Origin of the sequence: Luteimonas lutimaris (assembly GCF_039537065.1) — a bacterium.
GTDB lineage: Bacteria > Pseudomonadota > Gammaproteobacteria > Xanthomonadales > Xanthomonadaceae > Luteimonas > Luteimonas lutimaris.
The window spans coordinates 19,023-41,841 of record NZ_BAAAZU010000026.1 but is presented as its reverse complement, the minus strand read 5'-3'; the positions used below and the strand labels follow the sequence as shown (position 1 = coordinate 41,841).

The following is a 22,819-nucleotide window of genomic DNA, read 5'->3' as shown; positions in this document are numbered from 1 at the left end:
ATCCGCGAAGGTGGCCGTACGGTCGGCGCCGGCGTGGTGGCCAAGATCATCAAGTGACGCACTGGCGCGGCTGCGCCTGGCGCAGCCGCCTTTGCCGCGCGTCGTCCCCGCGAACGCGGGGATCCAGTCCCCAGCACCACAGTCGTAGAAGATATTCCCCGGCAATCGGCCTCCAAAGGCCCCAAATGCCGGAAAACGTGTCAAAATAGCCGGATTCGCCGCTTGGGTCGGCGGATTCGATGAAAGCGAAAGGAGGTCCAGGACGGGCCTCGTATTCGCCGGACAGGGAAGAAGGTCGCACGGCAGGTCCCGGAGCAGCGAAAAGCTGTTGACGGGGCCTGTTAACGCGCCTTATACTTTTCCGTCTGGGCGGACCGGGTGACCGGGCCGCCTAGTTTTTCGTCAGGATACTGCCGGGGCGCCAGGCGTCATCAGTCCCGGCAAGTCACTGTTTCCACGGGGTTCCGCGCACCCAGCCGCGGGGCCTGTCGCTCTTTCAACGAAGGAATCTCCGTCATGGCGGACCAAAAGATCCGGATCCGGCTCAAGGCATTCGATCATCGCCTGATCGACCGCTCGGCCAGCGAGATCGTCGAAACGGCCAAGCGGACCGGCGCGCAGGTGCGCGGCCCGATCCCGCTGCCGACCAAAATCGAGCGTTACACCATCCTGACGTCGCCGCACGTCGACAAGGACGCTCGTGACCAGTACGAAACCCGCACGCACAAGCGCGTGCTCGACATCGTCGACCCCAACGACAAGACCGTGGACGCGCTGATGAAGCTCGAACTCGCGGCTGGCGTCGACGTCCAGATCAAGCTGACCTGAGGACGCCACCATGACCGCGAAGATTCATTCGTTGGGCATCGTCGGCCGCAAGGCCGGCATGAGCCGCGTGTTCACCGAGGACGGCCAGTCCATCCCGGTGACCCTGATCGAAGCCACCCCCAACCGCATCACCCAGGTGAAGACGGTCGAGAGCGACGGCTACAGCGCCGTGCAGGTCACTGCCGGCGTCAAGCGCGCCTCGCTGCTGACCAAGCCCGAAGCCGGCCACCTGGCCAAGGCCAAGGTCGAAGCCGGCCGCGGCCTGTGGGAGCTGCGCGTGGCAGACGACAAGATCGCCGACTTCCAGGTCGGCGGTGAAATCAAGGCCGACATCTTTGAAGTCGGCCAGCTGGTGGACGTCCAGGGCGTCACCAAGGGCAAGGGCTTCCAGGGCACGATCAAGCGCTGGAACTTCCGCATGGGCGACGCGACGCACGGCAACTCGCTGTCGCATCGCGCGCCGGGTTCGATCGGCCAGCGACAGACGCCGGGCCGCGTGTTCCCGGGCAAGAAGATGTCCGGCCACATGGGTGCGGAACGCCAGAGCACGCAGCGCCTGGAAGTGGTCCGGGTCGACGCCGAGCGCGGCCTGATCGCGATCAAGGGCGCCGTGCCGGGCGCGCCGGGCGGCGACGTCATCGTCCGTCCCTCGAGCAAGGCATAAGGAGAGACGACGATGGAAATCGCCATCACCAACAGCAACCAGAAGCTCTCGGTTTCCGACGCGGTATTCGGCCGTGAGTTCAGCCAGGACCTGGTCCACCAGGTCGTCGTGGCCTACCGCAACGCGGGTCGCGCCGGCACCAAGGCGCAGAAGACGCGCTCGGAAGTCGCCGGCACCACCAAGAAGTCGAAGCGCCAGAAGGGCGGCGGTGCCCGCCACGGCGCGCTGACCGCGCCGATCTTCGTCGGCGGCGGCGTGACGTTCGCGGCCAAGCCGCGCAGCTTCGAGCAGAAGGTCAATCGCAAGATGTACCGCGCGGCGATCTCGGCGATCCTGTCCGAGCTCAACCGCCAGGGTCGCCTGAAGGTTGTCGACGCGTTCGACGTCGAGGCCACCAAGACCAGCGGCCTGGTGTCGAAGCTCAAGGAATTCGACCTCGGCCGGCGGCCGCTGATCGTGACCGAAGAGGCGTCCGAGCACCTGTACCTGTCCGCACGCAACCTGCCGTACGTCGAGGTTCGCGACGTGCAGGGCCTGGACCCGGTGGCGCTGGTCAGCGCCGACAGCGTCCTGATCACCAGCGACGCGGTGAAGAAGATCGAGGAGTGGCTGGCATGAACGAAGCCAAGCTCTACAGCGTGATCCGTGCGCCGCGCGTGTCCGAAAAGACCGCGCGCCTGCAGGAGCTTTCCAACCAGTATGCGTTCGAGGTCGCGAAGACGGCGACCAAGGCCGACATCAAGTCGGCCGTCGAGCAGCTGTTCGACGTCACTGTCGAGGCGGTCAACGTGGTGAACGTGAAGGGCAAGAACAAGTCCTTCCGTCAGCGCCAGGGCAGCCGCGGCGACTGGCGCAAGGCGTACGTGAAGCTGGCCGACGGCCAGTCGATCGACGTGATGACGGCCAAGGCCTGAGGACGGACCGATGCCATTGATGACTTTCAAGCCCACTTCCGCCGGTCGCCGTAGCGCGGTCCGCGTGGTCACGCCCGACCTGCACAAGGGTGCGCCGCACGCGCCGCTGCTCGAAAAGAAGAGCAAGACCGGCGGCCGCAACCACCATGGCCGGATCACCACCCGGCACATCGGCGGCGGACACAAGCAGCACTACCGCATCATCGACTTCAAGCGCGACAAGGAAGGCATTCCCGCGCGCGTGGAGCGGATCGAGTACGACCCCAATCGCACCGCGCACATCGCGCTGCTGTGCTACGTCGACGGCGAGCGCCGCTATATCATCGCGCCCAAGGGCCTGAAGGCCGGGGACCAGGTGATCGCGGGCAACGACGCGCCGATCAAGACCGGCAACACGCTGCCGCTGCGCAACATCCCGGTCGGCTCCACCGTGCACTGCATCGAGATGAAGCCGGGCAAGGGCGCGCAGATCGCGCGCGCCGCCGGTGCCGGCGTGCAGCTGGTCGCCCGCGAAGGCGTCTACGCCACCCTGCGCCTGCGTTCGGGCGAGATGCGCCGGGTGCCGGCCGAGTGCCGCGCCACCATCGGTGAAGTCGGCAACGTCGAGCACAACCTCGAGAAGCTGGGCAAGGCCGGCGCCAGCCGCTGGCGTGGCATCAAGCCGACCGTCCGCGGCGCGGCGATGAACCCGGTCGACCACCCGCACGGCGGCGGCGAGGCGAAGGCCGGCCAGGGCAACCCGCATCCGGTCACCCCGTGGGGCGTGCCGACCAAGGGCTACAAGACCCGACACAACAAGCGGACGCAGCAGTTCATCGTGCGCGATCGCAGGAGCTAATCGACCATGGCACGTTCACTCAAGAAGGGCCCGTTCGTCGACCACCACCTCGTCAGGAAGGTGGAAGCGGCGGGTAACACCAAGCGCCCGATCAAGACCTGGTCGCGCCGCTCGATGGTCCTGCCGGAGATGGTGGGCTACACCATCGCGGTGCACAACGGCAAGAACCACGTTCCGGTGCTGGTCAACGAGAACATGGTCGGCCACAAGCTCGGCGAGTTCGCCCTGACCAGGACCTTCAAGGGTCATGGCGGCGACAAGAAGTCGAAGTAAGGAGATGACGACCATGTCCAACCAGAACGAGGCGAGGGCGATCCTGCGCACCGCCCGCATCTCCCCGCAGAAGGCCCGCCTGGTCGCCGACCAGGTGCGTGGCCTGACCGCCGAGGGCGCCGTCAACCTGCTCAAGTTCTCCGACAAGAAGGCCGCCCACCTGATCCGCAAGGTGGTGGAGTCGGCGATCGCCAATGCCGAGAACAACCAGGGCGCCGACATCGACGAGCTGAAGGTCAAGACCATCATGGTCGACGAAGGCCCGACGCTGAAGCGTTTCATGGCGCGCGCCAAGGGTCGCGGTACCCGCATCCTCAAGCGCACCAGCCACATCACCGTCGTCGTCGGCGAGGGGAAGTAAGCATATGGGTCACAAAGTTCATCCCACCGGCATCCGCCTGGGCATCTCCAAGGACTGGAATTCCAAGTGGTACGCCGGCAAGAAGGAATACGCCGAGTACCTTGCCGCCGACCTGAAGGTCCGCGAGATGCTGCGCAAGAAGCTGGCCTCGGCCGGCATCAGCCGCATCATGATCGAGCGGCCGGCCAAGACCGCGCGCGTCACGATCCACACCGCCCGCCCGGGCGTTGTGATCGGCAAGCGCGGCGAGGACATCGAGAAGCTGCGCAAGGAAGTCTCCGACCTGATGGGCGTCCCGGCGCACATCAACGTCACCGAGGTCCGCAAGCCGGAGCTCGACGCGCAGCTGGTCGCCGAATCGATCGCGCAGCAGCTCGAGCGCCGCATCATGTTCCGCCGCGCGATGAAGCGCGCCGTCGGCAACGCGATGCGCCTGGGCGCGCTGGGCATCAAGGTCAACGTCGCCGGCCGCCTCAACGGCGCCGAGATCGCGCGTTCGGAGTGGTATCGCGAAGGCCGCGTGCCGCTGCATACCCTGCGCGCCGACGTCGACTACGGCTTCGCCGAGGCCCGCACCACCTACGGCATCATCGGCATCAAGACCTGGATCTACAAGGGCGAGATTTTCGACTTCGCCCAGGTCGGCCAGGAAAAGCAGGACGATTCGCCGCGTGGCGAGCGTGGCGATCGCGGTGACCGCGAGCGTCCGCGTGGCCCGCGTCGTGATCGCGAGGCGAGGGACTAACTCATGCTGCAACCCAAGCGAACCAAGTACCGCAAGATGCACAAGGGCCGCAACGACGGCCTGGCGTGGAGCGGCAACCTCGTCAGCTTCGGCGAGTACGGCCTGAAGGCCACACAGACCGGGCAGATCACCGCCCGCCAGATCGAGGCCGCGCGCCGTTCGATCAGCCGCTACGTCAAGCGCGGCGGCAAGATGTGGATCCGCGTGTTCCCCGACAAGCCGATCACCAAGAAGCCGATCGAAGTCCGAATGGGCTCGGGCAAGGGTGCGGTCGAATACTGGGTCGCCCAGATCCAGCCCGGCCGCATGATCTACGAGATCGAGGGCGTCGACGAGGCGACCGCGCGCGAGGCGTTCCGCCTGGCTGCCGCCAAGCTCTCGGTCACCACCCAATTCGTGACCCGGACGGTGCGCTGATGAACATCAAGGAACTCCGCGGGAAGTCTGCCGAAGAGCTCAAGGGCCACCTGCTCGAGCTGCACAAGGAGCAGTTCTCCCTGCGCATGCAGAAGGCCACCGGCCAGCTTGCCAAGACCCACGACGTGCGCCGCGTTCGCCGCGAGATCGCACGCGTCAACACGCTGCTCGGCACGAAGCAGTAAGGACCCATGACCATGGACAACATTGATAAAAAGCAGCGCACGGTCGAAGGCCGCGTGGTCAGCAACAAGATGGACAAGACGGTGACGGTGCTCGTCGAGCGCCAGGTCAAGCACGCGCTGTACGGCAAGTACATCCGTCGCTCGTCCAAGCTCCACGCCCACGACGCCGACAACGCCTGCAACGAAGGCGATGTGGTGCGGGTGATGGAGATCGCACCGATGTCGAAGACCAAGAACTGGCGCGTGGTCGAGATCGTCTCGCGCTCGGCCGAATAAGAGGAGGCTGAATCATGATCCAGATGCAAAGCCACCTCGACGTGGCCGACAACTCCGGTGCCAAGGAAGTGATGTGCATCAAGGTGCTCGGCGGCTCCAAGCGCCGTTACGCCGGCATCGGCGACATCATCAAGGTGTCCGTCAAGGACGCGATCCCGCGCGGCAAGGTCAAGAAGGGCGAAGTCTACGACGCAGTCGTGGTGCGCACCCGCAAGGGCGTCCGCCGCGCCGACGGCTCGCTGATCCGCTTCGACGGCAACGCCGCGGTGTTGCTCAACAACAAGCACGAGCCGATCGGCACGCGCATCTTCGGGCCCGTGACCCGCGAGCTGCGTTCCGAGAAGTTCATGAAGATCGTCTCGCTCGCACCCGAAGTGCTCTGAGCGGCATAGGCAAGTAAAGGCTGGGCGAAGCAACGCTGCCCCGGATTGAAGAGAGAACGATATGAACCGCATCAAGAAGGGTGACCGCGTGATCGTCACCGCCGGCAAGGACAAGGGCAAGCAGGGCGACGTTGTGCGCGTGCTCGGCGACAAGGTCGTCGTCTCCAACATCAACCTGGTCAAGCGCCACACCAAGCCGAACCCGCAGATCAACCAGCCCGGTGGCGTGATCGAGCGCGAAGCTCCGATCCACGTCTCCAACGTGATGCATTTCAACCCTGCCTCGGGCAAGGGCGAGCGCATCGGTACCAAGGTCCTCGAGGATGGACGCCGCCTGCGCGTGTTCCGCTCGAGTGGTGAGGCGATCGACGCCTGAGGAATGCAGAAATGAATACCCGTCTGGAAAAGTTCTACAAGGAAGAAGTGGTGCCGAAGCTCATGGAGAAGTTCGGCTACACCAATCCGATGCAGGTGCCGAGGCTGTCCAAGATCACGCTCAACATGGGCGTGGGCGAGGCCGCGACCAACAAGAAGGTGCTCGAGAACGCCGTGGCCGACATGGCCAAGATCGCGGGCCAGCAGCCGATCGTGACCAAGTCGCGGGTGTCCGTGGCGTCGTTCAAGATCCGCGACGGCTGGCCGATCGGCTGCAAGGTCACCTTGCGCCGCGCGAAGATGTACGAGTTCCTGGACCGCCTGGTGAACGTGTCGCTGCCGCGCGTGCGCGACTTCCGCGGCGTGTCGGGTCGTTCGTTCGACGGCCGTGGCAACTTCAACATGGGCGTGAAGGAGCAGATCATCTTCCCGGAGATCGACTTCGACCAGGTCGACGCGCTGCGCGGGATGGACATCGCCATCACCACCACCGCCAAGACCAACGACGAGGCGCGGGCGCTGCTCGAGGCCTTCCGCTTCCCGTTCCGCTGATTCGAGGATAGAACCATGGCAAAGACATCAATGGTGAACCGCGAGGCCAAGCGGACGAAGCTGGCGAAGAAGTTCGCCGCCAGGCGCGACGCGCTGAAGAAGATCATCAGCAGCCAGGACGCCGGCTACGAAGAGAAGATGGATGCCGCGGTCAAGCTGCAGAAGCTGCCGCGCGATTCGTCGCCTTCCCGCCAGACCACGCGCTGCGTCCTGACCGGCCGCCCGCGCGCCGTGTACAGCAAGTTCGGCCTGGGCCGCAACAAGCTGCGCGAAGCCACCATGCGTGGCGACGTGCCGGGCCTGCGCAAGGCGTCCTGGTAAACAACCACACGGTCCTGCCGTTCGGCCGGACTCCACGAAGACATTCGCGAAAGCGGATATCGGTGCACTCAGAAGGTAATCATCAATGAGCATGACTGATCCCATCGCCGACATGCTGACCCGCATCAGGAATGCGGCGGCGGTCGGCAAGCCGACGGTGAAGATGCCGTCGTCCAAGACCAAGGTGGCCATCGCCAAGGTCCTGCAGGACGAGGGTTACATCGGCGGTTCGCGCGTGACCGAGGACGGCGCCAAGGCCGAGCTCGAGATCGAACTGAAGTACTACGAAGGCCGTCCCGTGATCGAGCGCCTGCAGCGCGTGTCGCGCTCGGGCCTGCGCCAGTACCGCGGCAAGGACGCGCTGCCCAAGGTCCTCAATGGCCTCGGCGTCGCGATCATTTCCACCTCCAGGGGCATCATGACCGATGCGCAGGCGCGCCAGCAGGGCGTCGGCGGTGAAGTCCTGTGCTTCGTGGCCTAAGGGAGTAACGCAAATGTCCCGAGTTGCCAAGAAGCCGATCACCCTGCCAAAGGGTGTCGAACTGAACGTCCAGGCCGAGAACGTCAGCGTCAAGGGCCCGAAGGGCACGCTGTCGATCGCCAAGCCTGCCGACGTCGAGATCAAGATCGAGAACGGCCAGGCGCAGCTGTCCTGCCAGGATCCGTCGCGGGTCGCCATCACCGGCACCCTGCGTGCGATCGTCGCCAACATGGTGCACGGCGTGTCCGAAGGCTTCGAGCGCAAGCTCGAGCTGGTTGGCGTCGGCTACCGTGCCGCGATGCAGGGCAAGGACCTCAACCTGTCGCTGGGCTTCTCGCACCCGGTGCTGTTCAAGGTGCCCGAAGGCATCACCATCAGCACCCCGACCCAGACCGAGGTCGTGGTCACCGGTGCCGACAAGCAGCGCGTCGGCGAAGTCGCGGCCAAGATCCGCGGTTTCCGTCCGCCGGAGCCCTACAAGGGCAAGGGCGTGAAGTACGCAGGTGAGAACATCATTCGCAAGGAAGCCAAGAAGGCGTAATCGCCCTTCAGCTTCCGCCAGGAGCAACAAGATGGACAAGAAAACCGCACGCCTGCGCCGCGCCAGGTCGACCCGCGCCCACATCCGCGAGCTGGGCGTTCCGCGCCTGTCGGTGCTGCGCACCGGCCAGCACGTCTACGCGCAGCTGTTCAGCGCGGACGGCTCGAAGGTCCTGGCCTCGGCCAGCACCACCCAGGCCGACGTCCGCGACGGCCTGAAGAGCGCCAAGAACACCGAAGCCGCCGCCAAGGTCGGCCGCGCCATCGCCGAGAAGGCCAAGGCCGCGGGCGTCGAGAAGGTCGCGTTCGACCGTTCCGGCTACCGCTACCACGGCCGCATCAAGGCCCTGGCCGATGCGGCCCGCGAAGGCGGCCTGCAGTTCTGATGCTTGAACGCATGGGGCGCAGGCCCCATGCGGTGTCGTCCTGCCGGCGCGGGTTGCGCCGGACGGCGTGGCGGGTTCCCGCTGCGACCGGAACACCCGATGTATTTCCCAACTACAAGCGGCAGCAGCCGTAATCACCTTTTCAAGAACAGGAAACGACAATGGCCAACGAACGCGATTCGCGCGGTCGCCACAACCGGGACGAAATCGACGACGGGATGATCGAGAAGCTCATCGCCGTCAACCGCGTCTCCAAGACCGTCAAGGGCGGTCGCCAGTTCACCTTCACCGCGCTGACGGTGGTCGGTGACGGCAACGGCAGGGTCGGCTTCGGCTACGGCAAGGCACGCGAGGTGCCGGTCGCGATCCAGAAGTCGATGGAATACGCCCGCAAGGGCATGTCCAACGTCGAGCTCAACAACGGCACCCTCTGGCACGCGGTCAAGTCGGGCCACGGCGCGGCGAAGGTCTACATGCAGCCGGCTTCCGAAGGTACCGGCGTGATCGCCGGCGGCGCGATGCGCGCCGTGCTCGAGGCGGTGGGCGTGAAGGACGTGCTGGCCAAGGCCACCGGCTCGCGCAACCCGATCAACCTGGTTCGCGCCACGCTCAAGGGCCTGACGGACATGCAATCGCCGGCCCGCATCGCGGCCAAGCGCGGCAAGAAGGTGGAGGACCTGCAGCATGGCTAAGAACGAGAGCAAGGGCGGCACCGTCAAGGTGCGCCTGGTCAAGGGCCTGCGCGGCTCGCAGGCGAAGCACCGCCTGTCGGTCAAGGCGCTGGGCTTGAGCAAATTGAACGATGTCCGGGAACTCAAGGACAGCCCGCAGGTCCGTGGACTGATCAACAAGGTCCACTACCTCGTCCGTGTGGAGGAATAAGACATGCGCATGAATACACTTTCGCCCGCCGAGGGCGCGCGCCAGGAGCGCAAGCGCGTCGGCCGTGGCATCGGTTCGGGCTTGGGCAAGACCGCCGGCCGCGGCCACAAGGGCTCGTTCGCGCGCTCGGGCAAGGGCAAGATCAAGGCCGGCTTCGAAGGCGGCCAGATGCCGATGCACATGCGCCTGCCGAAGGTGGGCTTCCGCTCCAAGCTGAAGAACGACACCGCCCAGGTCATGCTGTACCAGCTCGATAAGCTCGAGGGCGACATCGACTTCGCCGCCCTGCGCGCCGCCAAGCTGGTCCCGGCGAAGGCCAAGCAGGCCAAGATCGTGAAGAAGGGCGAGGTTTCGAAGAAGCTCGTGCTCAAGGGCCTGCTGGCCACGGCCGGTGCGCGCGCGGCGATCGAAGCCGCCGGCGGCAAGGTCGAGGAGTAAGCGGCGCATGGCACGGAGCGGAAACGCGATGGGCGGGCTCGGCAAGTTCACTGAACTGCGCCAGCGCCTGCTGTTCGTGCTCGGCGCGCTGCTGGTGTACCGCGTCGGCTCCTACATCCCCGTCCCGGGCGTCAACCCGGATGCGATGCTGGCGCTGATGGAGCAGCAGAAGGGCACCATCGTGGACATGTTCAACATGTTCTCCGGTGGTGCGCTGTCGCGCTTCAGCCTGTTCGCGCTGAACGTCGTGCCCTACATCTCGGCCTCGATCGTGATCCAGCTGCTGGTGCAGATCATGCCCAGCCTGAAGGCGATCCAGAAGGAAGGCGAGTCCGGTCGCCGCAGGATCACCCAGTGGTCGCGCATCGGCGCGATCCCGCTGGCGATCTTCCAGTCGGCCGGCATCGCCACGGCGCTGCAGAGCGGCGGTGCCACCGGCGGCATCCAGGCGGTCTACAGCCCGGGCTGGGGCTTCCTGATGACCGCAGTGATCGCGCTGACGGCCGGCACCATGTTCCTGATGTGGGTCGGCGAGCAGGTGACCGAGCGCGGCGTCGGCAACGGTGTGTCGCTGATCATCTTCGCCGGCATCGTGGCCGGGTTGCCGGGCGCGGTCCTGACCACGCTGGAAAGCTTCAGCAACGGCGACCTGAGCGCGATTTCGCTGATCCTGATCGTGCTGGTGGTGTTCGCGTTCACCTTCTTCGTAGTGTTCGTCGAAAGCGGCCAGCGCCGGATCACGGTGAACTACGCGCGCCGCCAGGGCGGCCGCGGCGCCTACATGAACCAGAGCTCGTTCCTGCCGCTCAAGCTCAACATGTCCGGCGTGATCCCGGCGATCTTCGCCTCGTCGATCATCATGTTCCCGGCCACGGTCACGACCTGGTTCGGCGGGCAGGGTGGCGGCGGCTTCCAGATGACGCTGCAGCGCATCAGCCAGGCGCTGTCGCCGGGCGAGCCGCTGTACCTGATCCTGTTCGCGGCGCTGATCACCGGCTTCACCTTCTTCTATACCGCGCTGGTCTTCAATTCCCAGGAAACCGCCGACAACCTCAAGAAGTCGGGCGCGCTGATCCCGGGCATCCGTCCCGGCAAGGCAACGGCGGACTACGTGGACGCGGTGCTGACCCGGCTGACCGCCGCGGGCGCGGCCTACATGGTGCTGGTGTGCCTGCTGCCGGAGTTCATGCGCAAGGACCTGGGCGCCTCGTTCTACTTCGGCGGCACCTCGCTGCTGATCGTGGTGGTGGTGGTGATGGACTTCATCTCCCAGATCCAGGCGCACCTGATGTCGCACCAGTACGAAAGCCTGCTGAAGAAGGCCAACCTCAAGGGGGGCGCCAGGGCGCGATAGCGCAGCACTGCTGCGCTGCCCTGGCGGGCGCCTGGCCATGGATGGCCGGGCAGGACGATCCGCAAGCCGGTAAGGCTGCGCCAGGGATGGCAGCGACTTCTCCCGTTGCGTGGGGGAAGGACAACAGCTTGAAGGTCCGCCATGGAGCGGTGGACGACGAAACCGGCCCACCCGGGCCGCGCCAGGACGGCGGCAACACCCCTCCGCACGGAGGGCATTGAGGGCAACCCGGGCGGCGGTCTCGCGCACGGGTGGACCAGCGCCGGTCCCCGCGCTTGAGTGGCGGGGGGCGGACGGGGCGCCAGCGATGGCATCCCGGCCAGCGCGGGTCCGTTTGCCGGAGCATGGGCACACTCCCCATGCCGGAGGGGTTTCGGCCGGCTGCACGGGCCGTTACCGGCAGGATGCCGGACCCCCTTCCTAGCAACCCGAGACCCTGTTAGAATTTCGTGTTCACTCCGCCGGATTTCCCTGTCCGGCCGCCAAACAGTTGGAGATCTCGCGCATGGCGCGTATTGCAGGTGTCAACCTGCCTGCCCAGAAGCATGTCTGGGTCGGGCTGCAAAGCATCTACGGCATTGGCCGTACCCGTTCCCGGAAGCTCTGCGAAGCTGCCGGCGTCAACTCGTCGACAAAGATCCGTGACCTGTCCGAGCCGGAAGTCGAGCGCCTGCGCGCCGAAATCGGCAAGTACGTGGTCGAGGGCGACCTCCGCCGCGAGGTGGGCATGGCGATCAAGCGCCTGATGGACCTGTCCTGCTACCGCGGCCTGCGCCACCGTCGCGGCCTGCCGCTGCGCGGCCAGCGCACCCGGACCAATGCCCGTACCCGCAAGGGTCCGCGCCGGGCCATCAGGAAGTAAAGGAAACCGACCATGGCCAAGCCATCCGCTGCAAAGCCGAAGAAGAAGATCAAGCGCGTCGTCACCGACGGCATCGCCCACGTCCACGCTTCGTTCAACAACACCATCATCACGATCACCGACCGCCAGGGCAACGCGCTGTCGTGGGCGACTTCCGGCGGCGCGGGTTTCCGCGGTTCGCGCAAGTCGACCCCGTTCGCCGCCCAGGTCGCCGCCGAGAAGGCCGGCAAGGCCGCGCTCGACTACGGCGTGAAGTCGCTGGAAGTTCGCATCAAGGGCCCGGGTCCGGGTCGTGAGTCGGCCGTACGTTCGCTCAACAACGTCGGCTACAAGATCACCAACATCATCGACGTGACGCCGATCCCGCACAACGGGTGCCGTCCGCCGAAGAAGCGTCGCGTCTAAAGGGAGCGATAGAAAATGGCTCGTTATATCGGTCCCACCTGCAAGCTCGCCCGTCGCGAAGGCACCGACCTTTCGCTGAAGTCCCCGACGCGCGCGCTCGACTCCAAGTGCAAGCTGGAGCAGAAGCCCGGCCAGCACGGCGCCGGCACCGGCGCGCGTCGCAGCAAGCTGTCCGACTACGCCACCCAGCTGCGCGAGAAGCAGAAGGTCAAGCGCATCTACGGCCTGCTGGAGCGCCAGTTCCGCAACTACTACAAGAAGGCCTCGACCAAGAAGGGCAACACCGGCGAGAACCTGCTGCAGCTGCTCGAAACCCGCCTGGACAACGTCGTCTACCGCATGGGCTTCGCCGTGACCCGCCCGGCCGCGCGCCAGCTGGTGTCGCACCGCGGCATCACGGTCAACGGCAAGCCGGTCAACCTGCCTTCGTACCAGGTCAAGGCCGGCGATGCGATCGCCCTGTCGGAGAAGGCACAGAAGCAGCAGCGCGTCCAGGAGGCTCTGAACGTGTCCTCGACGATGGACCTGTCGCCGTCGTGGGTCGAGGTCGACTCGAAGAAGTTCAGCGGCGTGTTCAAGGCGGTGCCCGATCGCGGCGACCTGCCTGCCGACATCAACGAAGCGCTGATCGTCGAGCTGTATTCGAAGTAATCACATGGCGTTGCCGGTCCCCCTCCGGCGCGCCCCAGGAGACACCAGAACATGACGGCTAACGCCAATCAGGTCTTGCGCCCGCGTGGTCCCCAGATCGAACGCCTCGCCGGCAACCGCGCGAAGGTCGTGATCGAACCGCTCGAGCGCGGCTACGGCCATACCCTCGGCAACGCGCTGCGCCGCGTGCTGCTGTCCTCGATCCCCGGCTTCGCGATCACCGAAGTCGAGATCGACGGCGTGCTGCACGAGTACAGCACGATCGAGGGACTGCAGGAGGACGTGCTTGAAGTCCTGCTCAACCTCAAGGACGTCGCCATCCGCATGGGCACCGGCGAGAGCTCCACGCTCACGCTGGCCAAGTCCGGCCCCGGCGTCGTCACCGCCGCCGACATCAAGACCGACCACAACGTCGAGATCCTCAACGGCGAGCACGTGATCTGCCACCTGACCAAGGATGCGTCGATCAACATGCGGCTGAAGATCGAGCGTGGCTTCGGCTACCAGTCGGCCGCTTCGCGCCGCCATCCGGACGAGGAAACCCGTGCGATCGGCCGCCTGATGCTGGACGCCTCGTTCTCGCCCGTGCGCCGCGTGGCGTACGAGGTCGAGGCCGCCCGCGTCGAGCAGCGCACCGACCTGGACAAGCTGGTCATCGACATCGAGACCAACGGCACGATCGACGCCGAGGAAGCCGTGCGCACGGCCGCCGACATCCTCACCGACCAGCTGAGCGTGTTCGGCGACTTCACCCAGCGCGACCGCGGTGCGCCGAAGACCCAGCAGGCCGGCGTCGACCCGATCCTGCTGCGCCCGATCGACGACCTGGAGCTGACGGTGCGTTCGGCCAACTGCCTCAAGGCCGAGAGCATCTACTACATCGGCGACCTGATCCAGAAGACCGAGGTCGAGTTGCTCAAGACCCCGAACCTGGGCAAGAAGTCGCTCACCGAGATCAAGGAAGTCCTCGCCCAGCGTGGCCTTTCGCTCGGCATGAAGCTCGAGAACTGGCCGCCGGCGGGCGTTTCCGCCCACGGCATGCTGGGGTAATTGCTTGACCCGACCCTCCCCTCGAAGGGGAGGGTCGGGAAATCGCCGACGGACCCCAGGTCCGCGGCACGTCCGGCGAAGGATGCCGGCCAGGGCCAACCGCAGTCCAAGCGTCAACGCCAGGATGGCGACAGAGAAGTCCAGCGTTCCAGCATTCACACCTCACAGGAATCACGTCCATGCGCCACCAGAAATCCGGCCGCAAGTTCAACCGCACCAGTGCCCACCGCGACGCGATGTTCACCAACATGGCCGCCTCGCTGTTCAAGCACGAACTCATCAAGACCACCCTGCCCAAGGCGAAGGAACTGCGCCGCGTCGCCGAGCCGCTGATCACGCTCGCCAAGACCGACGGCGTTGCCAACCGGCGCCTGGCCTTCTCGCGCCTGCGCGACAAGGAAGCGGTGGGCAACCTGTTCACCACGCTCGGTCCGCGCTACGCCAGCCGTCCGGGTGGCTACCTGCGCATCCTCAAGTGCGGCTTCCGCTCCGGCGACAACGCGCCGATGGCGTACGTCGAGCTGGTCGACCGGCCGCAGGCCGCCGAGTAGCGCGGCACGCCTTCAAGCTCGCCAGAAACCCCGGCCCTCGCGCCGGGGTTTTTGCTATCTTGGCGCCGCCGCGGCGGGTGACCACCGCAACCGATCCGAAGAACAAAGGCGCCGCCCGTGACCCTGAATCCCTCCCGCTGGTCCTTCCGCAGCCAGTGCCTCGCGGGCTTTGCCGCGTGCGTGGCGCTGGTGGGCTTTGCGATCTTCTCGCAGTTCCAGTGGGGGCTGCAGCCGTGCCCGCTGTGCATCTTCCAGCGCATCGCCTTCGCCGCCCTCGGCGTGGTGCTGCTGGTGGCCGGGCTGCATGCGCCGCGCGGCGCTGGGGGCCGGATGGCGTACGGGCTGGTCGCACTGGTGCCCGCGCTGGTGGGGGCGGGCATCGCCGCGCGCCACGTCTGGCTGACCCACCTGCCTGCCGACGAGGTCCCGGCCTGCGGACCGCCGCTGTCGTTCATGATGGAGGCCAATCCGCTGACCGACGTGATCCGCCAGGTGCTGACCGGCTCGGGCGAGTGTGCGAATGTCGACTGGACCTTCCTCGGCCTGTCGATGCCGGCGTGGAGCCTGCTGTGGTTTATCCTGCTCGCGCTGCTGGTGCTGTCGGCGGCCTTCCGCCGCGGCTGAACCAGCGCCGCGGCGGTTGCGCACGCCGCGTTTCGGGCAGATGATGGGATTTCGCTGCGACGCAACATAAGCCGACGATGTCCCACGCTGATCGATCCACCCTCCAACCCGTCCACCTGCCGGAAGGCTGGACGCCCGCCAGCTGGCGCGGGCGCCCGGCAAAGCAGCAGCCGTCGTACCCGGACGCGGGCGTGCTGGCCGACGTGCAGGACGAACTGCGCGCGCTGCCGCCGCTGGTGACGTCGTGGGAGATCATGGCGCTCAAGCAGCAGCTCACCGAAGCACAGGAGGGGCGGCGCTTCCTGCTCCAGGGCGGTGACTGCGCGGAGAACTTCTCCGACTGCAGCCCGGACGTGATCTCCAACCGGCTCAAGGTGCTGCTGCAGATGAGCCTGGTGCTCGTGCACGGCATGCGCCTGCCGGTGGTGCGGGTGGGCCGCTTCGCCGGCCAGTACGCCAAGCCGCGTTCGGCCGACATGGAGACCCGCGACGGCGTCACCCTGCCCAGCTACCGCGGCGACATGGTCAACGCGCCCGCGTTCGATGCGCAGGCGCGCACGCCGGACCCGCGGCGGATGGTCAAGGCGCACGCACGCTCGGCGATGACGATGAACTTCGTGCGCTCGCTGATCGACGGCGGCTTCGCCGACCTGCATCATCCCGAGTACTGGGACCTGCGCTGGGTCGGGCATTCGCCGCTGGCCAGCGAGTACCAGAGCATGGTGTCGGGCATCGGCGACGCGGTGCGGTTCATGGAGACGCTGTCCGGGACGTCGGTGCACAACCTCAACCGGGTCGATTTCTACACCTCGCACGAAGCGCTGCTGCTGCCGTACGAGGAGGCGCAGACCCGGCAGGTGCCGCGGCAGTGGGGCTGGTTCAACCTGTCCACGCACTTCCCGTGGATCGGCATGCGCACCGCGGCGCTCGATGGCGCGCACCTCGAATACTTCCGCGGCATCCGCAACCCGGTGGCGGTGAAGATCGGGCCGTCGGTGACGCCCGACCAGCTGCTGGCGCTGGTCGACGTGCTCAACCCCGACGACGAACCCGGCCGGCTGAGCCTGATCCACCGCATGGGCGCCGCGCACGTCGCGGAGAAGCTGCCGCCGCTGCTCGACGCGATCCGGCGAGACGGCCGCCGCGTGCTGTGGATCTGCGACCCGATGCACGGCAATACCGAGGCAACCAGCAACGGCTACAAGACCCGCCGCTTCCGCAACATCCGCAGCGAGATCGAGCAGTCGTTCGACATCCACGCCGCGGCCGGCACGCGGCTGGGCGGCGTGCACCTGGAGCTGACCGGCGAGGACGTCACCGAGTGCACCGGTGGCGCGCGTGACCTGAGCGACCGCGACCTCGAACGCGCCTACCGCTCCACCGTCGATCCGCGGCTGAACTACGAACAGGCGCTGGAGACCGCGATGCTGATCGTGCGCAAGTGGTCGCTCGCGGGCGCCACCCCGGCCTGAGTTGTCGCCTTCCGGCGGTTCTCTGCTGGTGCAGGTGCTCGTGGCCCGGGCGTACCCGGCAACCGGCACGCGCAGCGCGTGCTAGCCTCGGCGCACTCCAGACAGGGGATGCGCGATGCCTGCGAACCGAATCCTTGCCGCCGTCGCGCCGCTGCTGTTCGCGGCGGCAGGCGCGCACGCCGAAGTGCATGTCGTTCCGCAGCACAGTGGCGTGGACGTGCGACTGCGCGGTATTTCCGCGGTCGACGCCGAGACGGCCTGGGCCAGCGGCCGCGACGGCACGGTGCTGCGCACGCGCGATGGCGGCCGCAGCTGGGAGAGAATCGTGGTGCCGGGTGCCGAATCGCTGGACTTCCGCGACGTCGAGGCCTTCGACGGCGTGACCGCGGTCCTGCTGGCGATCGGCCCGGGCGAGGCCTCGCGCGTGTACCGCACCGACGATGGCGGCAAGAGCTGGCAGCTTGTGCTGCAGAACCACGATCCGCGCGGATTCTTCGACTGCATGGCGTTCGACGGCCAGCGTGGCTGGCTGCTGGGCGATCCGGTGGACGGGCAGTTCCAGGTGTTCGCCAGTGCCAACGGCGGCCGCGACTGGACGCCGGCCGACGGCCCGGCCGCGGTGGAAGGCGAAGCGGCATTCGCGGCCAGCGGTACCTGCATCGCGCGCGCCGGCACTGCGCTGGCGGTGGCGACGGGCGGCACGCAGTCACGGATACACATCCGGAACGACAGTGATGGTCGCTGGATCTCCGTCCACAATGGACTGGACGCCGGTGCCGAATCGAAGGGTGGATTTTCGGTCGCGCCGCTGGCGGGAGATTTCGTTGTCGTCGGCGGTGACTTCCTCGCGGAAGACGTGCCGGCGGAGAGCCTGGGGTTCGAATACAGCCAGGTCACCGGCGTGAGCGGAAGTCCCTGGGCCCCGACGCCCGGCTATCGCTCTGGTGTCGCTTGCACGGACGAGGCCACGACCTGCATCGCCGTTGGTCCCACCGGCGTGGATGCGTGGGACGGCACAGGGTGGGTGTCCGTATCGACGACCGGCTACGACGCCATCGACCTCGCCGGCAGCATCGGCTGGACCAGCGGCGACAAGGGCCGCATCGCACGCATCGAGATCGGCGACTGATTACTTCGTGGTGGCCGGCGCCGCGTCCGGCGTCAGTGTCGGCAGGAACCGTGGCGGCTTGCGCGCCTGCGTCTTCTGCTCGAACGCATAGGCCAGTTCCAGCAAGCGCGGCTCGCTCCACGCCTTGCCCATGAACACCACACCCAGCGGCAGGCCGTGGCTGTCGCCCATCGGCACGGTGATGCTGGGCGTGCCGGCCGCCGCGGCGACGCCGTAGCCGGCACCGGTAAAGTGGTCGCCATTGACCGGGTCGGTCAGCCACGCCGGCGACATTGCCGGCGCCACCAGCGCGTCGAGGTGCTGCGCGTCGAGCGCGGCGTCGAGGCCTTCCGGCCCGGCCAGCCGCCGCGTCCGCTCGCGGGCCTCAAGGTAGACCGCGTCGGTCAGCGGTCCCAGCGCCTGCGCCTGCTCGAAGATGTCCTGGTCGAAGAACGGCATCTCCTCCGCCGCGTGTTCGCGGTTGAAGTCGATCAGCCCGGCCAGCGTGGTGACCGGTGCGCCGGATCCGGACAGGTAGCGTTCCAGCCCGTCCTTGAGTTCGTACTTGAGCACGGTGAACTCGGCGGCGTTCCATTCCCCGAGGGTGGCGATTTCCGCGTCGACCACGGTTGCACCCGCGGCGCGCATCGCTTCGATCGCGCGCTCCATCGCGGCGTCGACGTCGGGCTGGTAGCCCATCAGCGCGCGGACCACGCCAATGCGTGCGCCGGCGAGGCCGTCGGCCTTCAGGTACGGGGCGTAGTCGGCGATCGCGTGGCCCGTGGCTGCCTGTGTCGCCGGATCGGATGCGTCCGCGCCGGACATCGCCGCCAGCAGGGCCGCCGCGTCGGCCACGCTGCGTGCCATCGGGCCGGCCGTGTCCTGGCTTTGCGAGATCGGGATGATGCCGTCGCGGCTGACCAGTCCGACCGTGGGCTTGATCCCGACCAGCGCGGCGACCGCCGACGGGCAGATGATGCTGCCGTCGGTCTCGGTCCCGACGCCGACGGCCGCGAGGTTGGCCGCGATCGCGCTGCCGGTGCCGGAGCTGGAGCCGCAGGGATTGCGGTCGAGCGCGTAGGGGCTGCGCGTCTGCCCGCCACGTGCGCTCCAGCCGGAGGTTGCGCGCGAGGAGCGGATGTTCGCCCATTCGCTGAGGTTGGTCTTGCCGAGGATGACCGCGCCGGCCTCGCGCAGGCGGCGGACGAGGAAGGCGTCGTCCTTCGGCCGGTGTCCGGCCAGCGCGAGCGAGCCGGCGGAGTTCACCATCGGCGTGGCGTCGATGTTGTCCTTGAGCAGCACCGGGATGCCGTGCAGCGGGCCGCGGACGTTGCCGGCCTTGCGTTCGGCATCGCGCGCGTCGGCTTCTTCCAGTGCGCGTGGATTGAGCTCGATCACGGCGTTGAGTCGCGGACCCGCGTCGTCGATCGCGGCGATGCGGTCGAGGTAGGCGCGGGTCAGCGCATGGCTGTCGAGCGTGCCGTCGGCCATGCGCGCCTGCAGGCCGGCGATGTCGGCCTCGGCGAAGGCGAAGTCGTCCGTCGTGCCGGTCGTGGTGGCGCCGTCAGCGGAGGCGGCAGGCGCAGCCGCTTCCGGCGGCCGGTTGCAGGCGGCGAGCAGCGTGCAGGCGAGCAGCAGCGCGAGGGTCGACGGGTGCGGCATCGTGGCGGTCTCCGCGGGGGCCAATGGCCAGCATCGCGCGGCGGGCGCGTGCGGGCAACCGCAGGCGGTCGCGAGGTCGCGAAGGCCGTCGCGGAGGTCGCGGCTTCCGCAGTTCCTATGGGACTGGCGCTTTCGCGGGAGCGGGTACCTGCCGCGCGGCGGCGCGATGGCGCTTGAGCAGGTCGCGCGCCAGCACCCAGACGACGATGACGTTGATCGCCACCACGGCCAGCGCGATCCAGCCCGGATGCGCGAACAGCGCGTACGCGTCGAACGGCAGGTAGGCCGCGGCGGTCACGCAGCCCAGCCACGAGGCCCAGGACTTTGCCCGCCACAGACCCCAGGCCTCGAGCAGGTGCAGTGCGCCGTAGAAGAACACCGCGGCCGCGGCCATGTGCACGGCGCCGGGATTGATCGCGTTGGCCAGCCAGGCCATCGCGCCGTGGTCGGGGTCGAGCTGGAGGCGCGTGATCAGCAGCTGCACGAACTGCTGCAGCGGGGCCGGACCGAGCAACTCCAGCCCGCTGGCCGCCAGCACCGCGAGCGCGCCCTTTGCCGCCTCGACGATTGCGATGGCGTGCAGGCCCGGGTGTGCGTGCGGGTCGGGGTTGTAGCGCGCCTGCGTCACAGCAGCGTGCCCTGTTCGGGCGGGCGCGGCAGTTCGGCGCCGGTCAGCGCCCAGCGTTCGAGGGCGTCGTAGCGGCCGCCGGGATTGAACAGCAGTTCGAACCCGTCGACGAGGAAGGTGCCGGCGCTGCCGCAGTCGATGTCGTCCAGCCAGTCCTGCGGCGGAAGGTGCCTGTCCAGGTAGGCAAGCGTGACGTGCGGCTGGGTCGTGGTCTGCAGCGGAGCGACGCCGCAGCGACGGATCGCGTCCCGCGTCGCGTCGCAAAGCGCCTGCAGCGCAGGGCAGTCGAAGGGCAGGGCGACGACCGCACCGGCCTGCGGCCAGTACGTCGCGCGCTCGATCGAGAAACGATGCGGCGGGATGCGCGCCGCCGCCTGCGCGAAGGCGCCGAGCAGCGCAGGCGTCACGGCGTGCTGCATGTCGTAGCCGATGAAACACAGCGTGGCGTGCCACTGGTCCGGGCGGCGCGCCTGCAGTTTCAGTCCGTGCCCCCGGCCCGCGTCCCGCAGCGCGGCGACGACCGGCGCCAGCCGCGCGGCTTCCCCGCCGCTTGGCCGCCAGCCGGGGAACAGCGCCTGGCTCACGCCGCGCGCGAGGCCCGCTTGCGGTCGACTTCGGTGCGCTGCTTCTTGCGCAGGCGGATCTGCTTCGGCGTGACCTCGACCAGCTCGTCGTCGTCGATGAATTCCAGCGCCTGTTCCAGCGACAGCTTCACCGGCGGGATCAGGCCCTCGTCGTCGTCCTTGCCCGAAGCGCGGAAGTTGGTCAGCTGCTTGCCGCGCAGCGCGTTGACGGTCAGGTCGTTGTCCTTGCTGTGGATACCGACGATCTGGCCCTCGTAGATTTCCTCGCCCGGCTCGATGAACAGCCGGCCGCGCTCCTGCATCGCCATCTGCGCGTAGGCCGGCGACGAACCGGTGCCGTTGGAGATCAGCACGCCGTTCTGGCGCTGGCCGATCGAGCCGTCGGCACGCGGGCCGTAGTGGTCGAACACGTGGAACAGCAGGCCGGTACCGGCGGTCAGGGTGCGGAACTCGGTCTGGAAGCCGATCAGCCCGCGCGCGGGAATGATGTAGTCCAGGCGCACGCGGCCCTTGCCGTCTGGCTCCATCGCCTGCAACTGCGCCTTGCGCTCGCCCAGCCGTCCCATCACGCCGCCCTGGTACTGCTCGTCCATGTCGACGACCAGCGATTCATAGGGCTCCTGCATCACGCCGTCGATCTCGCGCACGATCACTTCCGGGCGCGACACCGCGAGCTCGTAACCCTCGCGGCGCATGTTCTCGATCAGGATCGACAGGTGCAGCTCGCCGCGGCCGCTGACCTTGAACTTGTCGGCGTCGGCGGTGTCCTCGACCCGCAGCGCCACGTTGTGCGCGGTCTCGCGGGTGAGGCGGTCGCGCAGCTGGCGCGAGGTGAGGAACTTGCCGCCGCTGCGGTCCTTGACCCCGGCGAACGGCGAGTCGTTGACCTGGAAGGTCATCGAGATGGTCGGCTCGTCGACGGTCAGCACCGGCAGCTGCTCGACCGCGGCCGGGTCGCACAGGGTGTCGGAGATGCCGATGCCCTCGATGCCGCTGAAGGCGATGATGTCGCCTGCGCGCGCCTCGTCCACTTCCACCCGCTCCAGGCCCATGAAGCCGAGCACCTGCAGCACCTTGGCGTTGCGCTTGCTGCCGTCGGCGGCGACCACGGTCACCGGCTGGTTGGTCTTCACCTTGCCGCGCTGGATGCGGCCGACGCCGATCACGCCGACGTAGTTGTTGTAGTCCAGCGAGGTCACGCGCATCTGGAACGGGCCGTCCGGGTCGACCGGCGGCGCCGGCACGTGCTCGCAGATGGTCTCGAACAGCGGCGTCATGTCGCCCTCGCGCACGTCCTCGTCCATGCCGGCGAAGCCCTGCAGGCCGGAGGCGTAGACGGTGGTGAAATCGAGCTGTTCGTTGCTGGCGCCGAGGCGGTCGAACAGGTCGAAGGTCTGGTCCAGCACCCAGCTCGGGCGCGCGCCCGGGCGGTCGACCTTGTTGATCACCACGATCGGCTTGAAGCCCATCGCGAACGCCTTCTGGGTGACGAAGCGCGTCTGCGGCATCGGCCCGTCCATCGCGTCGACCAGCACCAGCACCGAGTCGACCATCGACAGCACGCGCTCGACTTCGCCGCCGAAGTCGGCGTGGCCGGGAGTGTCGACGATGTTGATGCGCCACACCTCGCCCGTCTTCGGGTGGGTCCAGCGGATCGCGGTGTTCTTCGAGAGGATGGTGATGCCGCGTTCCTTCTCGATGTCGTTGCTGTCCATGACGCGGTCGGGGACCGCGGCGCGCTCGTCCAGGGTGCCCGACTGCTTGAGCAGCTGGTCGACGAGGGTGGTCTTGCCATGATCGACATGGGCGACGATGGCGATGTTGCGGAGGCGTTCGATGGACATGACGGGAACGGGAAAGGCGCGCCGGAGCTGGTGGGGCAGGGCGCGGCCATAAAGTGGAGGGAGCCGATCAGTATACATTGCTGCGATGCCGCAAACGCGGCCGGCCGGGGCCGATTGAATCCCATTCTTCAGCCCGCATATCGGCGGGGCATTCCCACCCCAACG

34 protein-coding genes are annotated in these 22,819 nt (G+C 67.4%); 30 read left to right on the top strand and 4 right to left on the bottom strand.

Annotated elements, in window-relative coordinates:
• Positions 1-516: 516 nt before the first annotated feature.
• The 30 genes from rpsJ to ABD679_RS12385 all read left to right on the top strand — a co-directional run bounded on the left by rpsJ (position 517) and on the right by ABD679_RS12385 (position 17,957).
• On the top strand, positions 517-828 hold the full coding sequence (gene rpsJ, locus ABD679_RS12530; protein ID WP_024891232.1) for a 30S ribosomal protein S10: 312 nt from the start codon (positions 517-519) through the stop codon (positions 826-828).
• 10 nt (positions 829-838) lie between these two features.
• Entirely contained in the window at positions 839-1,492 is a 654-nt protein-coding gene (gene rplC / locus ABD679_RS12525; protein WP_344760325.1) for a 50S ribosomal protein L3, read from the top strand.
• A 12-nt stretch (positions 1,493-1,504) separates the two neighbouring features.
• Positions 1,505-2,110 carry a 50S ribosomal protein L4 gene (gene rplD / locus ABD679_RS12520; protein WP_344760324.1) on the top strand — a complete coding sequence of 202 codons (606 nt, stop codon included), beginning with the start codon at positions 1,505-1,507 and terminating at the stop codon, positions 2,108-2,110.
• Entirely contained in the window at positions 2,107-2,406 is a 300-nt protein-coding gene (rplW, locus tag ABD679_RS12515; protein WP_344760323.1) for a 50S ribosomal protein L23, read from the top strand. The genes rplD and rplW overlap by 4 nt, the downstream gene beginning before the upstream one ends.
• A gap of 10 nt (positions 2,407-2,416) precedes the next feature.
• Entirely contained in the window at positions 2,417-3,244 is an 828-nt protein-coding gene (rplB, locus tag ABD679_RS12510) for a 50S ribosomal protein L2 (RefSeq protein ID WP_344760322.1), read from the top strand.
• A 6-nt stretch (positions 3,245-3,250) separates the two neighbouring features.
• Complete coding sequence (gene rpsS, locus ABD679_RS12505; RefSeq protein ID WP_344760321.1) at positions 3,251-3,517, top strand: 30S ribosomal protein S19; 267 nt, start codon at positions 3,251-3,253, stop codon at positions 3,515-3,517.
• Between the two features lie 13 nt (positions 3,518-3,530).
• Positions 3,531-3,878, top strand: a complete 348-nt coding sequence (rplV, locus tag ABD679_RS12500) for a 50S ribosomal protein L22 (RefSeq protein WP_344760320.1) — start codon at positions 3,531-3,533, stop codon at positions 3,876-3,878.
• Between the two features lie 4 nt (positions 3,879-3,882).
• Positions 3,883-4,623, top strand: coding sequence for a 30S ribosomal protein S3 (gene rpsC / locus ABD679_RS12495; protein WP_344760319.1), 741 nt, complete (start codon positions 3,883-3,885; stop codon positions 4,621-4,623).
• Between the two features lie 3 nt (positions 4,624-4,626).
• Positions 4,627-5,040 (top strand): 50S ribosomal protein L16, encoded by a 414-nt coding sequence (gene rplP / locus ABD679_RS12490; RefSeq protein WP_344760318.1) that lies wholly within the window; start codon positions 4,627-4,629, stop codon positions 5,038-5,040.
• The gene (rpmC, locus tag ABD679_RS12485; protein ID WP_344760317.1) at positions 5,040-5,225 is read left to right on the top strand and encodes a 50S ribosomal protein L29; all 186 of its coding nucleotides are present in this window, start codon (positions 5,040-5,042) and stop codon (positions 5,223-5,225) included. Before rplP ends, rpmC begins: the two co-directional genes overlap by 1 nt.
• A 12-nt stretch (positions 5,226-5,237) precedes the next feature.
• Positions 5,238-5,501 carry a 30S ribosomal protein S17 gene (gene rpsQ / locus ABD679_RS12480; RefSeq protein ID WP_425561902.1) on the top strand — a complete coding sequence of 88 codons (264 nt, stop codon included), beginning with the start codon at positions 5,238-5,240 and terminating at the stop codon, positions 5,499-5,501.
• 14 nt (positions 5,502-5,515) lie between these two features.
• Positions 5,516-5,884, top strand: a complete 369-nt coding sequence (gene rplN, locus ABD679_RS12475) for a 50S ribosomal protein L14 (RefSeq protein WP_344760315.1) — start codon at positions 5,516-5,518, stop codon at positions 5,882-5,884.
• 61 nt (positions 5,885-5,945) lie between these two features.
• On the top strand, positions 5,946-6,260 hold the full coding sequence (gene rplX, locus ABD679_RS12470) for a 50S ribosomal protein L24 (RefSeq protein ID WP_344760314.1): 315 nt from the start codon (positions 5,946-5,948) through the stop codon (positions 6,258-6,260).
• Positions 6,261-6,271: 11 nt separating this feature from the next.
• Positions 6,272-6,811 carry a 50S ribosomal protein L5 gene (gene rplE / locus ABD679_RS12465; RefSeq protein WP_344760313.1) on the top strand — a complete coding sequence of 180 codons (540 nt, stop codon included), beginning with the start codon at positions 6,272-6,274 and terminating at the stop codon, positions 6,809-6,811.
• A 15-nt stretch (positions 6,812-6,826) separates the two neighbouring features.
• Positions 6,827-7,132, top strand: coding sequence for a 30S ribosomal protein S14 (gene rpsN / locus ABD679_RS12460; protein WP_344760312.1), 306 nt, complete (start codon positions 6,827-6,829; stop codon positions 7,130-7,132).
• 85 nt (positions 7,133-7,217) lie between these two features.
• Positions 7,218-7,613: a 30S ribosomal protein S8 gene (gene rpsH, locus ABD679_RS12455; protein WP_344760311.1), complete on the top strand. Its 396-nt coding sequence runs from the start codon at positions 7,218-7,220 to the stop codon at positions 7,611-7,613.
• Positions 7,614-7,626: 13 nt separating this feature from the next.
• The gene (gene rplF, locus ABD679_RS12450; protein ID WP_344760310.1) at positions 7,627-8,154 is read left to right on the top strand and encodes a 50S ribosomal protein L6; all 528 of its coding nucleotides are present in this window, start codon (positions 7,627-7,629) and stop codon (positions 8,152-8,154) included.
• Between the two features lie 31 nt (positions 8,155-8,185).
• The gene (gene rplR, locus ABD679_RS12445; protein ID WP_344760309.1) at positions 8,186-8,539 is read left to right on the top strand and encodes a 50S ribosomal protein L18; all 354 of its coding nucleotides are present in this window, start codon (positions 8,186-8,188) and stop codon (positions 8,537-8,539) included.
• A 161-nt stretch (positions 8,540-8,700) separates the two neighbouring features.
• Positions 8,701-9,231, top strand: coding sequence for a 30S ribosomal protein S5 (gene rpsE / locus ABD679_RS12440; protein WP_344760308.1), 531 nt, complete (start codon positions 8,701-8,703; stop codon positions 9,229-9,231).
• Complete coding sequence (gene rpmD, locus ABD679_RS12435) at positions 9,224-9,421, top strand: 50S ribosomal protein L30 (RefSeq protein WP_344760307.1); 198 nt, start codon at positions 9,224-9,226, stop codon at positions 9,419-9,421. Before rpsE ends, rpmD begins: the two co-directional genes overlap by 8 nt.
• Positions 9,422-9,424: 3 nt before the next feature.
• Positions 9,425-9,859 carry a 50S ribosomal protein L15 gene (rplO, locus tag ABD679_RS12430; RefSeq protein ID WP_344760306.1) on the top strand — a complete coding sequence of 145 codons (435 nt, stop codon included), beginning with the start codon at positions 9,425-9,427 and terminating at the stop codon, positions 9,857-9,859.
• Positions 9,860-9,866: 7 nt separating this feature from the next.
• Positions 9,867-11,213 (top strand): preprotein translocase subunit SecY, encoded by a 1,347-nt coding sequence (secY, locus tag ABD679_RS12425; RefSeq protein WP_344760305.1) that lies wholly within the window; start codon positions 9,867-9,869, stop codon positions 11,211-11,213.
• A 505-nt stretch (positions 11,214-11,718) separates the two neighbouring features.
• Positions 11,719-12,075, top strand: a complete 357-nt coding sequence (gene rpsM / locus ABD679_RS12420) for a 30S ribosomal protein S13 (RefSeq protein WP_344760328.1) — start codon at positions 11,719-11,721, stop codon at positions 12,073-12,075.
• 12 nt (positions 12,076-12,087) lie between these two features.
• A complete protein-coding gene (rpsK, locus tag ABD679_RS12415; RefSeq protein ID WP_344760304.1) occupies positions 12,088-12,480 on the top strand; it encodes a 30S ribosomal protein S11 in 393 nt (130 codons plus the stop codon).
• A gap of 15 nt (positions 12,481-12,495) precedes the next feature.
• Positions 12,496-13,131, top strand: a complete 636-nt coding sequence (rpsD, locus tag ABD679_RS12410; protein ID WP_344760303.1) for a 30S ribosomal protein S4 — start codon at positions 12,496-12,498, stop codon at positions 13,129-13,131.
• 51 nt (positions 13,132-13,182) lie between these two features.
• Positions 13,183-14,181: a DNA-directed RNA polymerase subunit alpha gene (locus ABD679_RS12405; protein ID WP_344760302.1), complete on the top strand. Its 999-nt coding sequence runs from the start codon at positions 13,183-13,185 to the stop codon at positions 14,179-14,181.
• A 179-nt stretch (positions 14,182-14,360) separates the two neighbouring features.
• Positions 14,361-14,732, top strand: coding sequence for a 50S ribosomal protein L17 (gene rplQ / locus ABD679_RS12400; RefSeq protein WP_344760301.1), 372 nt, complete (start codon positions 14,361-14,363; stop codon positions 14,730-14,732).
• A gap of 123 nt (positions 14,733-14,855) precedes the next feature.
• Complete coding sequence (locus ABD679_RS12395) at positions 14,856-15,356, top strand: disulfide bond formation protein B (protein ID WP_344760327.1); 501 nt, start codon at positions 14,856-14,858, stop codon at positions 15,354-15,356.
• A 77-nt stretch (positions 15,357-15,433) separates the two neighbouring features.
• A complete protein-coding gene (locus tag ABD679_RS12390; RefSeq protein ID WP_344760300.1) occupies positions 15,434-16,828 on the top strand; it encodes a class II 3-deoxy-7-phosphoheptulonate synthase in 1,395 nt (464 codons plus the stop codon).
• Positions 16,829-16,943: 115 nt separating this feature from the next.
• On the top strand, positions 16,944-17,957 hold the full coding sequence (locus tag ABD679_RS12385; RefSeq protein ID WP_344760299.1) for a WD40/YVTN/BNR-like repeat-containing protein: 1,014 nt from the start codon (positions 16,944-16,946) through the stop codon (positions 17,955-17,957).
• On the opposite strand, the gene ABD679_RS12380 is transcribed toward ABD679_RS12385, so the two are convergent.
• The 4 genes from ABD679_RS12380 to typA all read right to left on the bottom strand — a co-directional run bounded on the left by ABD679_RS12380 (position 17,958) and on the right by typA (position 22,654).
• Positions 17,958-19,598: an amidase gene (locus tag ABD679_RS12380; RefSeq protein ID WP_344760298.1), complete on the bottom strand. Its 1,641-nt coding sequence runs from the start codon at positions 19,596-19,598 to the stop codon at positions 17,958-17,960. It lies immediately after the preceding gene.
• 115 nt (positions 19,599-19,713) lie between these two features.
• On the bottom strand, positions 19,714-20,226 hold the full coding sequence (locus ABD679_RS12375; RefSeq protein ID WP_344760297.1) for a DUF2127 domain-containing protein: 513 nt from the start codon (positions 20,224-20,226) through the stop codon (positions 19,714-19,716).
• Entirely contained in the window at positions 20,223-20,810 is a 588-nt protein-coding gene (locus tag ABD679_RS12370; RefSeq protein WP_344760296.1) for a 2'-5' RNA ligase family protein, read from the bottom strand. Before ABD679_RS12370 ends, ABD679_RS12375 begins: the two co-directional genes overlap by 4 nt.
• A complete protein-coding gene (typA, locus tag ABD679_RS12365) occupies positions 20,807-22,654 on the bottom strand; it encodes a translational GTPase TypA (protein ID WP_344760295.1) in 1,848 nt (615 codons plus the stop codon). The genes ABD679_RS12370 and typA overlap by 4 nt, the downstream gene beginning before the upstream one ends.
• Positions 22,655-22,819 lie beyond the last annotated feature (165 nt).